Below are 14,144 nucleotides of genomic sequence, written 5' to 3' on the forward strand. Positions count from 1 at the left end.
TATTAGCCTAGCGTGCTTTTAACTACATGGTTTTTTTCCAAGAGTACAAAGCAGATAAGCAGTGTTTCCTATTCTACTTGTCAACTTCTAGAATGCAACCCTACATAGAATGATTTAATCGCAGATGTTCGCCCAATGGCAACTAATGCTTGATAAACCATTGCTGCAACTTCGGCGCGTGTTGCCAGACGTAAAGGTGCAAGTAGTTGGGGATCTGGGTAATTAACGATGATTTTTTGTTGTGTAGCAGTGGCTACGGCTTTTCGGGCGTAGTCGGGAATGGTATCCCGATCACTATATACTTCTAAAATATCGCTATCAACAGCTGCTAGTCCCAGTCCGTTTACTAGGGAGACAATCACCTGTAGGCGTTGGACGTGTTGATTGGGGCGAAAAGTGCGATCGCTAAATCCGCTAACAAAGCCACCACTAGCCGCCACTTGGATAGCGCTATAAGCCCAAAAATCCTTGGGTACATCCGTAAAATTGGGAGCAGAGATTTTGGGAAATGGGTTAAAGGCGATCGCTACCAGAGATGCGTACTGGGCGCGAGTCATGGGTTTATCTGGCTGGTAGCTACCATCGGCAAAACGATGAGTTAAATCCATGCTTACTAATGCTTGGATAAATGGTTCTGCCCAATGTGCATCTAGTTGAACAGGCGCGGGGAGTTTTTGAGATGGTGCTGGAGCCTCAGAGATATTTGTGCTAACCGCTACTAGATTGGCTGGGATCAATTCTGCCAATCCCTTGATTAGAGAAGGATTCAAATCATTACCTACGGAAATTAGCTTTTGTTTAGTAGCATTATACAAATCAAATTCACTATTATCACGAAAAATATTATCAGCAGAATCTTGGATATTGCCTAAGTCAGGAATTGCATTGCCATTGACTAACAGACCACCTTGGGTATTTTTAGTAATGAGATTTTGACGCAGCACAGGTTGGGCGTTGCGAGAAAGTGCGATCGCGGTGCGATTTTCTGATAATTTGTTATTTGCGATCGTCGGAGTAGCAAAGTCACTAATTGCTATACCTAAAGGGTTTCTTTCAAATAAATTCCGCAGTACTTTTCCCTGGCTATGACCTGCTATCACCAACCCGCTAGCAGTATTTTGCACAAATATGTTATCTAAAATTTCGGGTTTGGCAGTGCCAGTGACAAACACACCTTCCCGCCCACAGTCCCTCAAAGTATTATTCGCTAAAGTAGGTGCAGCCGATTCAATCCAAATACCAGTACCTTTTGCTGAGGGATTAGTGACAGTTACACCTAAAAGACTGGCATCATCTAGTAAGAGCAGCGTAATATTTTGTATCCCAAAGCTGGGACTTTCATACTCGCCACTCCCGGAAATTACAATCTCTGCACCTTTGTTTGCTTCGTTGCCCATCACTGTTGTCTCTTCAGGGATAATCAGTGGGAACACCTCACCATTAGCAGTGCTGTAAGTCCCCGGTTCAAGATGAATTATCGTCAGGATTTTGGTTATTTTTAAGGCACGGGTGAGGCTTTTAAACGGACTCAACCGTGAACCAGTATTGGTATCATTCCCTGTCATAGGGTTGATATAGATTGTGACGACGAGGGTAGAGTTCACCATTGATAGTTGAGAGTCAATTGTTTTAATTATGACAATCATAAATAACACTACTTGTAGCAAACTTTTTCAAAGTAGTATGACTGTGTATAGAAAATATATCCACGTTACTTTTTCTTGCAAGCAGATAATCTGTACACACAAGTTATAGACTCTTATGCAACATTCCGAGTTCTCATCTCGGTCTTTGGTATTGCCAATCCAAAAATGCTGCGTGATGGCTGGGTAAAGGGGAAGGGTTAAGGGGTAACGGATTTAAAACCTTTCCCCCTTCCCTTTACCCTTTACCCCGCTAAGTTCACTTGGCGAACTACTAGGCACTACTAACTCTATAACTGCGTCAAGCGTCTTGCAGCTAAATTACTGTATCAGTTTTCCTGGTGTAGCAATTTAACATTTATATGGAATGAAATTTAAGCAATTAGTAACCAGAAGTAATGACAACTCAGTTTTGGGAAAAAAGCATAGAAATTAATGCGACTCTAACCAACTTACTATTAAACCCCGTGCGTAGATGTTTACTTTTATGCCGCAGCAAGTTACGTAAAGCATCTGATAGAGCTGCGGCTAGTCGCCAGACATCGCCTTTTATTCATCAAGGTTGGTGGCTTTTCAGGAAGCGTCTGCTGCCATTATTATTTTTGATATCATTCGTTACTGTATTCCTACTCAACAGCTTTGCCCCTGCTATTGCCCAACTGCCTCCTCAACCTCGTCAAGAAATTCGGGGGGTGTGGCTCAGTGGTAACGATTTTAGCGTTTTTCGAAATCGCTCTAAGGTGCAAGCAGCCATGAGCCAACTACGAAAGTTAAACTTTAACACTGTTTATCCAGTGGTGTGGAACGATGGCTATACACATTACCCCAGCGCCATCATGCAAAAAATGGGTATTCCATTCTTCTTCAAGGGAACAGATGGACAAGATGTAATTGCAGACATTATCAGCCAAGCCCGCAGAGAAGGATTACTAGCAATACCTTGGCTTGAATTTGGTTTCATGGTTCCCTTAACTTCAGAACTTGCATCCCAGCATCCAGATTGGCTGACACAAAAGCGGGATGGGACTCAAACTTCAATTAGTGCTGCGGGTGAAGTAGCGTGGTTGAATCCTTTTCACCCCGAAGTGCAAAAGTTGCTTACCGAACTCGTGATGGAAGTCATTACTAAATACGATGCTGATGGCGTTCAATTTGACGACCATACGAGTTTGCCTGTGGATTTTGGTTACGATAAATACACAATTAGTCTATATACTCAAGAAACTGGTAATCCTCCTCCACCTAATCCCCAAGCCCAAGCATGGAAAAGATGGCGGGCAGATAAAATCACTGCATTCATGGTGAACCTCTACCAAACCGTGAAAGCTCTAAAACCGAACGCTATTTTCTCAGTTTCTCCTGTTGATTCAGAATACGCCTATAAAGTGCAACTGCAAGACTGGCTCAACTGGGTACGGTTGGGTATTGTCGATGAGTTAGTTATGCAGGTGTACCGTAATGATTTGGCAAGTTTTATCAGTCAAATTACCCGCCCAGACATTTTAGAAACTCAAAAAATTATCCCAACTGGTATCGGTATTTTAGCGGGGTTACGAAATCGCCCAGTTTCCATGTCACAAATCCAACCCCAAGTAGAAGCAGCGCAACAACGCGGTTTAGGTATTGGCTTTTTCTACTACGAAAGCCTTTGGGATATCGCACCTGAACCAGCAGCGCAACGCCAGTCAGCATTTGCAGCTCTTTTCCCAAACCCAGCGTTACGCGATATCTCGCAAAATATACCCCGCCAGCCAAGTTTTGATACCATATCCTTACCTTTATACACAAAACCTTCCCTTGGTCAACGTGTTCGCGGCTATTTTTTGGAAATGGCGATCGCAAATGGTCAACCAAGACGTATCTTATTAGATACAGGTTCAGCAGGGTTGCGAGTTCCCAAAGAGTTTTTAGGTAATGCTCCTATCCGCAGAACGGGACAAAATATCAAGGAGGTATTAAATGATGGGACTATCCTGGAAGGAGAATTAGTTTATACTAACATCCGCTTTGGTTTGCTTCCCGCCGCAGAACCCGTTCCGGTACAGGTTGTTACCAGTCGTCAATGTACTGCCCAAAAGCCTAATTGTTCAGCAAAAAATGGTGTGCCATTTTCCGGTATTATCGGTGTCAACTATTTTGAAAAGTCACTTCCCTATAATCCGTTGAGAAAATTACCAGGCAATTTGAGTAACGGATTTATTATTACGGGAAATGGTGGTAATAACAATAATGGCAGCCTAATTCTCGGTTTAACTGCTGGTAATCAAGCAGGTTTCAAAATGGCTCCTTGGAGTAAACAAAGTGAAATTAATGGTGTACCCGGTAACAGATGGGACTCTCAATTGAGCAAAGTTTGTTTAACTATTGCTGGAAGTGCTGCTAAAAATCTTTGTAACGGCAAAATGATTACTGATACGGGAACTATTAATGGTTTGACTGAATTCAAGTCAGCTTCTACAGCAGGTAAGCTCAAACCAGGCGTATTACGTTCAGGGAATGCTGTAAAAGTAGCAATTAATGGCATTTTTGATTACAGCTTGACACCAGGAACCCGCGACGGATTTAATCGCTGGAATTTAAATATTTCGCCACAATCAGAACTTCCTACATTTGTAAATACTGGCATCGCCTTTTTTGATAAATACGATGTCCTCTTTGACCAAGTTAACGGAAGACAAGGTTTTCGCAGTCGGAGGTAAGATGAAAGTAAAAATTTGTTCCCTCACCTAATGTTCAAAACTAGTGGTCTATCGCATTAATTCTGATAGCTGAATCAAATTTCAATTTCTTTTCTTTTCTTTCCTTCTTCCTTTGCGCTCTACCCTTCGGGAAGCCACTTCTCTACGAGACGCTGCGCGAACGTGTCTATGCGTTCTTTGCGGTTCGTTCTCTTATCTCTCAAAATTAATGAAACAGACCACTAGTCTTCCTGAACCAGCAAAACTGACTTCACGGGACGCTTGATAGAATTTCCCTCCAAATCAACCTTCCCATAAAAGGTTTTGCCATTGTAATAAAGCGAAGACGAACTCCCTCCATCCAGATTCATCGCTTTATCAGCACCAAGAGTTTTCATAAAATTAGCTAGTGCTGGTAAGGATATCCCATTATTAGCAGGAGCAGAGAGTTTTTGCGCCACCATAACTAAAACAACGCTACCATCACGAGTAATACCAACGGCAGTTCTGGCGTTGGGTTGGTTGCTGCCAAGTGCATCTCGTTTATTGGTATTATCCACAAAACCTTCTTTTTCTAAAGTGAGTTCTGGTAATAGGCTTGGCCCTGCGCCTATGGCATCCACTAACTGACAACCGACTGGCTGTGACGCACTGTGCAGCGCAATATCATAGCGAATATTCTGTCCACATGAGTAACGGCGAAATTCTGTGCGATTGAAAATTTGACCTAGGTAAGATTTTAAGTTTGGATTGTTCACCAGGCGATCGTTTTCCTTGGGGTCAGCCACCACCTTTCCTTGTATGACAACATAAGATGTAGTTTTTTGGTTGGCTGGGTCAAAAAAGCCTGCGTTCAAGATAGCTACGGCTCGATGCTTTTGGGCAAATTCTTCTACTGTGGCTACCTTTTGTGATATTGCAGGAGTTACCAAAAATTTGCTATTAGCTGGAATCAACAAAATGTGAGCGATGCCTTGGGGCAAAGTGCGCTCGAAATAGCGGATACTTTTTGGTGGTGAAGATGCAACAGTTGATATTGATGGTGTTGATGAATGTAAATTAAACCACAACACCATTGCCAAACTAATTAATATCAAAGCCAGTAGTTTGATTTTCCTCACATTTAAACTCACTTGCGGTTAGCTCAAAAAAGTTAATTTAGTTGAAATACTTTAAGCTGAAAAATAAGTGATTAACTTGAATTAGATAATGAATCAGTTAGCCATCTCCTATAACTGATTCCAATTCTGGAGATAGCAAAGATGTGTCTCTAAATGTTGAGGCAGGCAAGTACACTGTAAATTGAGTTCCTCTACCTATCTGACTGTAAACATTGACAAAACCACCGTGATTCTTAATGATACCCAACGCCGTAGAAAGTCCTAAACCTGTACCTTTGCCTATCTCTTTAGTGGTAAAAAACGGTTCAAAAATCCGTTGCTGGACTTCCGAGGACATCCCCATTCCAGTATCTGTCACCACGATCGCAACATAAGAACCCACTTTAGCATCAATATTGATCTGGGCAGAATGTTCACCAATCACCAGATTTTCTGCTGCAATCCTCAATCTACCGCCATTGGGCATGGCATCGCGAGCATTAACTACTAAATTTATCAGCACCTGATGTATTTGAGTTATGTCTCCACGAACGTACCACAGATTTTTAGGGATATCTGCCTGACAGATAATCGATTTGGGGAATGTTTGAGCGATAATTTGCTCAATTTCTGCCATCAAAGGCTGAATTTGCACAATTGTCCGTTTGCCTTCAATACCCCGTGCAAAAGACAATACTTGCTTGAGCAAATTAGCGCCGCGTTTCACATTATTTTCTAAAGTTTGCAGTATTTGCTGACTCTGCGAATCGGGCAATTTCTTCTGCAATAGTTGAACTGACATTAAAATTGGGGATAGTATATTGTTGAGATCGTGGACAATACCGCCAGCTAAGGTACCAATACTCTCCAAACGTTGCGATCGCAGAAGTTGAGCTTCTAGTTGTTTCTGCTGCGTAATCTCGGTGTTCACACTCAAAATGGACTTAGTTTGTCCATGATCATCTCGGATCAGTATCCACCGACTTTCAACGATAATTACTTTACCTTCCTTTGTCAGTTGATGCAACTCACCCCGCCACTCACCTGTATTCATCACCTTCAAGTAAGCATCTTCTAGCTGTGGTGAAATACCTTTATACAAAAGTTGCAAAACATTCTTACCCACAACTTCCTCAGACTTCCAGCCGTAAAGACGTTCAGCACCTTGATTCCAAAACAATATTTGGTTGTAGATATTTCGTACCAAAATCCCCTCAGTTGATACATCCAGCAGCAATCCTTGTTCACGGATTTTCTGTTGGGCCTGTTTTTGCTGGGTTATATCTCGCATCAGTGCCAAATGAATGAAGGTACCATCAGATTCGTTACGCAGTGGTACAGCATAAGTTTCCATGTAGCGATGAGTACCTTTAAATCCGACAATTTCAAACTCCAAAGTCCCCTTGTTACCTTGGCAGATACTTTTATGCAAGTCGGCAAAAGCTGCTCTATACTCTGGCACAATTACGGCATTAATTGGTTTACCAATCAATACATCAGGACTTTCTACTTCCATCATTGCCAATCCTTCTGCATTAATTTCTAAAAGGGTGCCATCCCTAGCAATCAACTTAATACATTCTGGTTCTGCATCTATCATGGCTCGTAAACGATTTTCGCTTTGGCGTAGGGCCAGTTCTGTCTGCTGAAGTTGCCTGATATAACGCCATAACAAATCATACAGCAGTGCCACCAGCACCAAATCCACAATCGCAGCGATAAAAAATGTGACTATCGCCTTTTGGGAATTTGCTTGCGACTGCTGCATTCCCCGCTGTAATAATTTTTGCTCTACCTCTAAAGAGTCGTGAATCAGCTGTTGAATTTCTTTGCTGCTTTGGTTATCTTTATCAGATAATATTCGCTGCCGAACTGCTTCAAATCCCTGGTTTTGTCTGAGATAAATCTCTTGTTGCAGAATGTTGAGCCTACTGGTAATTTTCGGCTCCAATAAAGAAATCCATTGCTGCTTTTGATGGTTGTCGGCAGTTAATTTACTAAGAATCTGAATGTTGCGATTAGTTTGTTGATAAGCTGCAACATAAGTTTTTAGATCATCTGCATCTGCTGTAATTAGATAATTACGTTGTGCAGTTTCAGTATCTTTGAGGAGAGATTGGATACTTTCAACTTGGGTAATAACTTCATAAGAGGATGTCACCCATTGCTGATTGTGAATTAGCTTAACAGTATTGCTATAAGAGACTACAGCATTAGTAAATACAACTGACAATGCTAAGACGAATATTGCTTTTAGCTTTTGAACTCTATACCATTTTTTGATCATGCGATGCCCTTTCTGCCGCAGATGCCCTCCATCAGTTAAAATTAAACATTAAAAACAAATACTGAGAATATTTTAGGATTTTAATAACACAGGTAAGAAATTACAATCTTTTATAGCTGTAAATATCTGGATTTTTTGGGATGATGATTTATACATAATACTCAGAAATAAATCCGCTAGTTTTTAATATAAATTCATTTTGAGCAGTAATGTTACCAATGCAGTTTGGATTCGGATAAGTTGCCTATCTATAACATTTGTAGAGATGTTGTGATGCAACGTCTCTATTCTATGTTTGGCATTGTAATTAACCCCCAATTATCCGTAGGTAGGGGGCAATTCATCTAGACGCATTCGCGGAGCGTCTCGTAGAGAAGCGGCTTCCCGCATGGTATTGCCCTTATCTATAGTAAGGATTTACGCAAAAATAGCCCAAACCTTGATTTTCGGTATGGGCAATTCATGAATTGCCCATACTGTGCGTAGTTTTGCATAATTCCTATCATTGAAACCAGCTAAAGTTATTCTGCAATATGCTTGACATGATTCAATCAATATGTTAATAATTATAGTTTGTGGAAACTTTACTTCTTAATATAAGCTCTTGGCTAACGTCATTGTCATAGGTGCCCAATGGGGCGATGAAGGAAAAGGTAAAATAACTGACTTACTCAGTCGTTCCGCAGATGTTGTGGTACGTTACCAAGGGGGTGTCAATGCTGGACACACGATTGTAGTTAAAGGTCAGACCTTTAAACTACACTTGATTCCCTCTGGTATTTTGTATCCAAATACCGATTGCATTATCGGCTGTGGAACAGTAATCGATCCACAGATTTTGATTGCAGAACTCGACCAACTAAAAGAACTAAATATTTCCACTGACCACCTGCTGATATCTGAGACAGCCCACGTAACGATGCCTTATCATCGGTTGATTGACCAGGCATCTGAAGAACGACGGGGAAGCCATAAGATCGGCACAACAGGTCGGGGCATTGGGCCGACTTATGCTGATAAATCTGAACGTACAGGCATCCGAGTTTTAGACTTGATGAACCCGGATGAGCTACGTGAGCAGTTAGAGTGGACGATTAATTATAAAAACGTCATTTTAGAAAAGCTTTACAACTTGCCGCCTCTAGATCCACAAGAGATTATTGAGCAGTATTTAGGATATGCGGAACGCTTGCGCCCTTACGTTATTGATACATCGTTAAAGATATACGATGCGATTCAGCGACGGCGCAATATTTTGTTTGAAGGCGCACAAGGTACGCTCCTTGACTTAGATCATGGAACTTATCCTTATGTCACCTCCTCTAATCCTGTTGCTGGGGGGGCTTGCGTTGGTACAGGGGTAGGGCCGACAATGATTGACCGGGTAATTGGCGTGTCGAAAGCCTACACAACGCGGGTGGGAGAGGGGCCATTTCCCACGGAATTGGATGGAGAGTTAGGAGAATTGTTGTGCGATCGCGGTGCAGAATTTGGCACAACCACCGGACGCAAACGGCGCTGTGGCTGGTTTGATGCGGTCATTGGTCGCTATGCTGTGCGGATTAACGGCATGGATTGTATGGCGCTGACCAAACTGGATGTCCTCGATGAATTAGAGGAAATTCAAGTTTGTGTAGCTTATGACATAGATGGTCAACGTAGCGAACACTTCCCCACAAGTTCTCGTCAATTTGCTAGATGTCGCCCTATCTACAAAACCTTACCAGGGTGGAAAGTGTCAACAACCGAATGCCGCACCCTGGAAGACTTGCCACAGCAAGCACTGGACTATCTAAAATTCCTCGCTGAATTAATGGAAGTCCCGATCGCGATCGTCTCACTAGGAGCAAGCCGCGATCAAACAATAATCGTAGAAGACCCCATCCACGGGCCCAAACGCGCTTTATTGCAGGCTGACGGCACACCTGCTACCTTGCTAAGTGCGTAAATTAGTCATTGGTCATTAGTCATTGGTCATTAGCAAATGACAACTGACAAATGACAAATGACAAATGACAACTGACAACTGACAAAGGACAACTTCTATGGCTATTACAGTCGAATCTCTAAAACGTCCAGAAGGCAGCAAGCCAAGAGCTTTGCGCCGTTCTGGATTGATACCTGCCAATTTGTATGGTCATAAGGGTACAGAGTCCATTTCTTTGACCATTGAGGCTAAAACTGTTGAACGTTTGCTCAAAAGAGTTTCAGTCAACAATACCTTAATTGAATTAAACATTGCTGATGCACCTTGGCGCGGCAAAGCTCTATTGCGGGAACTTCAGATCCATCCAGCAAAAGGTACACCCTACCACCTCAGCTTTTTCGCGGTTGCTGGTCACGGCGATACTACTGTAGAAGTGCGCCTGCGTTTTGTGGGAACTGCTGTTGGTGTTAAACAAGAGGGTGGTGTGTTAGACACCGTAATCACCGAATTGCAAGTAAGTTGTGCGCCAGAAAACATCCCAGATGTAATTGAAATCGATGTCACTAACCTGCAAATTGGAGACAGTTTGAGTATTAGTGATATACCTTTTCCTGAAGGTGTAACACCTCTAGCTGAATCGGAGCGACTTGTTGTGAGCGTTTTGCCACCACAAATTAGTGCTGAAGATGCTGGAACAGAAACTGAAACAGCTTCTTAAGCTAAGTAAACTATGTAATAATTTCTGATGATACCAGGGGGAAAACTCCTGGTTTTTTTGTATTTGAACCGCAGAGGCGCAGAGAGCGCAGAGGAATATAAATGACAGAAGCGACTCTTCCAGTCTTAATTCAGCAAATGTTGCAGCCTGGATTTTATCCCCATGCAGTAACAGAACCCATTGAACTAATTCAAACTCACGTTTCTTATGTGCTGCTGACTGGGGATTACGCTTATAAGCTGAAAAAACCTGTGAATTTTGGCTTTTTGGACTTTTCCACCTTAGAGAAGCGGCAGCATTTTTGTCACGAAGAGTTGCGGTTAAATCAGAGGGGTGCTGGTGAACTATATTTAGAAGTTTTGCCTATAGCTTTGGTAGGGGAGCAATACCAGTTAGGGGGAACTGCTGAGGCTGTAGAATACGTGCTGAAAATGCGGCAGTTTCCTCAAGAGTCGCTATTGAGTACGCTTTTTGACCAGGGTAAGTTAGATGAGACACGCCTAGATGAGTTGGGACGGGTAGTAGCTCAATATCATGCCGAAGCACAGACGAATGATTACATTCGCAGTTTTGGTGAAGTGCTAAAAGTCCGCGCTGCCTTTGATGAGAATTATCAGCAAACTGAGAATTATATTGGTGGCCCCCAGACTCAGAAACAATTTACAGAAACAAAGCAATATACAGATAAGTTTTTTGCAGAACGTTCAGAATTATTTGCTAGCAGAATTCACAACAATTATATTCGTGAGTGCCACGGGGATTTACACCTGAGAAATATTGCCCTGTGGAACGACAAAATCTTACTGTTTGATTGTATTGAGTTTAACGAGCCGTTTCGCTTTGTCGATGTGATGTATGATGTGGCGTTCACGGTGATGGATTTGGAAGCGCGGCAACGCAAAGACTTAGGTAATGCGTTTTTGAATGCCTACATAGAGCAAACTGGAGACTGGGAAGGTTTACAAGTGCTACCTTTATATTTAAGTCGTCAGGCTTATGTCAGGGCTAAGGTGACATCATTTTTGCTAGATGATCCAGGTGTACCCGCGGCGGTAAAGGAAGAGGCGACAAAGACCGCCAGTGAGTATTACAAACAGGCTTGGGAGTACACTCAACCAAAGGTTGGAGAGCTAATTTTGATGTCGGGATTGTCGGGTTCTGGTAAAAGTACCACAGCAAGGCATTTAGCTCGTCAACAGGGAGCGATTCACCTGCGTTCTGATGCGGTGCGGAAACATTTAGGCGGAATTCCCCTGTGGGAAAAAGGTGGCGATGATTTGTATACGCCTGAGATGACTGAGAAAACCTACACAAGGCTGCTGGAATTGGGCATTATCCTGGCTAAACAAGGTTTTTCAGTGATTTTGGATGCCAAGTATGATAGACAGCATTTGCGGCAAGAAGCGATCGCTCAAGCTACAAAACACGAAATTCCCCTTCAGATTATCCAATGCACAGCACCGCTAGAAGTTCTAAAAGAGCGTCTGAACAACCGCACTGGTGATATTGCTGATGCTACCGCCGATTTATTAGCCTCACAAATTAAACAAGCTGAACCTTTCACTGAACAAGAGCAAGCCTACGTAAAGATTTTGGATACAACTCAATCACAAGAGGCACAATTAAAAGAATTCGTAATTCGTAATTCGTAATTCGTAATGATGCTCTCTAAGTAAGTTGGCGTGAAAAAGAACTAAGTATATTACGAAACGTAAATAGGCTTAAAACCCTTACTAATGACCAATGACAAGGGACAAATGACAGCCTTAGCCAGTTAGCTTTAATTTCGCCGACCTACTTACGTTCGCGCAGCGTGTCGCAGACAGAGGCTATGCGTAGCTTGCTTCGTAATAGAGGTCGCGGACTTGCTAGCGCTATGCTAACGTAATTCGTAATTGAATCGAAAATTACGAACTACGAATTGGTATCTAGTTGATAGCCTTTTTTTACTATATGGCAGACAAAAAGAACGACTTTTTGAGTATTTCTCCCAGCTTCTTTTCTCAGTTGTTATTTGGGGCATTTTTAACATTTATATTAATAATGACCGGCTCCGCACCAGCCCTAAGCATCTTCTTAGGAATCATGGGCGGTTTCATCCTCAGTTGGATCACCAATGTAACCGATAACAGCCCGCAGGCACCAAATGTAGCCTCCTCTGATGGTGTTGATACAGGACTAAAATACTGGTTATTTTTCATGCTTGGCTTTGTATATTTGGGGTATCCAGCACCCACGAGTATTTTACTGGGTGGAATAGGCGCTTTAGCTGGAGGCTGGATTACTGCTTGGTGGGGAAGTAAGGAAGAAACTAGAACTCAGTTGCAAGTTGAAGAATTAGAAGAGGGCGAAGTTGAACCAACAAACGACAGAATCAACAAACGGCAAACAAGAAGAAACACCCGCCGTTACCGTCGCGCTCCTGGAAGTAGTATCAATTTCAAGTTTTGGGAAAGGTAGTAATTTGGGAATTGGGCATGGGGAATTGGGAATTGGGCATTGGGAATTGGGAATTGAGAATTGGGAATTGGAAATTGGGAATTGAGAATTGGGAATTAGTCAATAATTAATAGTTATCTTTCCCCTGCTTCTTTCTTAGTTCCTATTCCCTATTGCCTATTCCCCATTCCCCATTCCCCATTCCCCATTCCCCATTTCCCATTCCCCAGCCAGTAATATGTTCTTATATCTTTCCAAATTACTGCCACTATTTTTTTATCCACTAGGATTAGCCTGTGTAAGTTTGGTGATAGCATTAGTCACCTTGTGGAAACGACCGCGCACTGCGGCGATCGCAATTGCTTTTGCCCTAACTTTATTGCTATTTTGTAGTAACGCTTGGATTGCTAAATCATTAGTGCGATCGCTAGAATGGCAAAATCTCCCATCCACTCAAGTACCAGTTGCAGAAGCGATTGTGGTTTTGGGTGGCGCAACTAAATCAGCTTTTCCTCCAAGACCTACCGTTGATTTGAGTGAATCGGGCGATCGCGTGATTTATGCTGCACAACTATATCGCCAAAAAAAAGCACCTATAATCATTCTTAGCGGGGGCCGCATTGATTGGCGTGGTGGCGGTTCACCAGAGTCGGCAGATATGGCAACAATACTCACATCTATTGGTATTCCATCGGAAGCGATTATTCAGGAACCTGAATCTCTCAATACTTATCAAAATGCTGTAAATGTCCGAAAAATTTTAGAATCTCGTGGTATTAAGCAAGTATTATTAGTTACTTCGGCAATGCACATGCCGCGATCGCTTAACATTTTTCAGCGTCAAGGAATTAATGTTATTCCCGCACCCACTGACTTTTTAGTTAGTCAAGGTGACTTGCAAGAACTTGGTTCCACTCCCAAAGCCGCTATACTGAATTTATTACCTGATACCGACAACTTGCACCAATTTACCACCGCTTTGAAAGAGTATATTGGTTCTTTCGTTTATCGTTTACGCGGTTGGCTTTAATAAAGTTATTAGTTGTGAATTATGAGTTATTAATTATGAAATATAGTAATCCCCTAAATTTTAAACTCCTAACTTTTAACTCCTAAGTTTATTAATTTTATGTCTAAAAACTTACCTTATATTATGCCATCGCCTCAACCCCAAGTTGAGGAAGCTTTTGCTGCTTACCAAACAACCCACCAATTCTACCACGAAGTTCGGTCAAGGTCAGAGTTCCAGCGTTATTGTGAGTGGTATTATACAACAGCAGAGCAGAACCGCCAAGAACTGAAAAGAATGCGCGGCGAACTGAATATTTTTCAGTGGTTTCGCCGGCGATAAG

The 14,144-nt window shown here is 42.3% G+C and carries 10 protein-coding genes; 7 read left to right on the top strand and 3 right to left on the bottom strand.

Annotated elements, in window-relative coordinates:
* Nucleotides 1–80: 80 nt before the first annotated feature.
* Nucleotides 81–1,607, bottom strand: a complete 1,527-nt coding sequence (locus H6G86_RS01420) for a DUF1565 domain-containing protein (protein WP_190932912.1) — start codon at nucleotides 1,605–1,607, stop codon at nucleotides 81–83.
* A 434-nt stretch (nucleotides 1,608–2,041) separates the two neighbouring features.
* Between H6G86_RS01420 and H6G86_RS01425 the strand changes: the two genes are divergently transcribed.
* Entirely contained in the window at nucleotides 2,042–4,342 is a 2,301-nt protein-coding gene (locus tag H6G86_RS01425; RefSeq protein WP_199338119.1) for a glycoside hydrolase family 10-like protein, read from the top strand.
* A 221-nt stretch (nucleotides 4,343–4,563) separates the two neighbouring features.
* On the opposite strand, the gene H6G86_RS01430 is transcribed toward H6G86_RS01425, so the two are convergent.
* Complete coding sequence (locus H6G86_RS01430) at nucleotides 4,564–5,442, bottom strand: phosphodiester glycosidase family protein (RefSeq protein ID WP_190932778.1); 879 nt, start codon at nucleotides 5,440–5,442, stop codon at nucleotides 4,564–4,566.
* A 97-nt stretch (nucleotides 5,443–5,539) separates the two neighbouring features.
* Nucleotides 5,540–7,708 carry a PAS domain S-box protein gene (locus H6G86_RS01435; RefSeq protein WP_190932779.1) on the bottom strand — a complete coding sequence of 723 codons (2,169 nt, stop codon included), beginning with the start codon at nucleotides 7,706–7,708 and terminating at the stop codon, nucleotides 5,540–5,542.
* A 604-nt stretch (nucleotides 7,709–8,312) separates the two neighbouring features.
* Here H6G86_RS01435 and H6G86_RS01440 point away from each other — a divergent pair.
* The 6 genes from H6G86_RS01440 (at nucleotide 8,313) to H6G86_RS01465 (ending at nucleotide 14,143) form a co-directional block, all read left to right on the top strand.
* Nucleotides 8,313–9,656, top strand: a complete 1,344-nt coding sequence (locus tag H6G86_RS01440) for an adenylosuccinate synthase (protein ID WP_185585551.1) — start codon at nucleotides 8,313–8,315, stop codon at nucleotides 9,654–9,656.
* 97 nt (nucleotides 9,657–9,753) lie between these two features.
* Nucleotides 9,754–10,353 carry a 50S ribosomal protein L25/general stress protein Ctc gene (locus tag H6G86_RS01445; protein WP_190932780.1) on the top strand — a complete coding sequence of 200 codons (600 nt, stop codon included), beginning with the start codon at nucleotides 9,754–9,756 and terminating at the stop codon, nucleotides 10,351–10,353.
* A 101-nt stretch (nucleotides 10,354–10,454) separates the two neighbouring features.
* Nucleotides 10,455–12,005 carry a bifunctional aminoglycoside phosphotransferase/ATP-binding protein gene (locus tag H6G86_RS01450; protein WP_190932781.1) on the top strand — a complete coding sequence of 517 codons (1,551 nt, stop codon included), beginning with the start codon at nucleotides 10,455–10,457 and terminating at the stop codon, nucleotides 12,003–12,005.
* A gap of 301 nt (nucleotides 12,006–12,306) precedes the next feature.
* Nucleotides 12,307–12,813, top strand: a complete 507-nt coding sequence (locus tag H6G86_RS01455) for a hypothetical protein (RefSeq protein WP_012407394.1) — start codon at nucleotides 12,307–12,309, stop codon at nucleotides 12,811–12,813.
* A gap of 217 nt (nucleotides 12,814–13,030) precedes the next feature.
* The gene (locus H6G86_RS01460; RefSeq protein WP_190932782.1) at nucleotides 13,031–13,822 is read left to right on the top strand and encodes a YdcF family protein; all 792 of its coding nucleotides are present in this window, start codon (nucleotides 13,031–13,033) and stop codon (nucleotides 13,820–13,822) included.
* Nucleotides 13,823–13,921: 99 nt separating this feature from the next.
* Nucleotides 13,922–14,143 (top strand): hypothetical protein, encoded by a 222-nt coding sequence (locus tag H6G86_RS01465; RefSeq protein WP_118165772.1) that lies wholly within the window; start codon nucleotides 13,922–13,924, stop codon nucleotides 14,141–14,143.
* Nucleotide 14,144: the final 1 nt, after the last annotated feature.

This window comes from Nostoc sp. FACHB-133 (assembly GCF_014698055.1).
In the GTDB taxonomy this organism is placed as follows: Bacteria; Cyanobacteriota; Cyanobacteriia; order Cyanobacteriales; family Nostocaceae; genus Nostoc.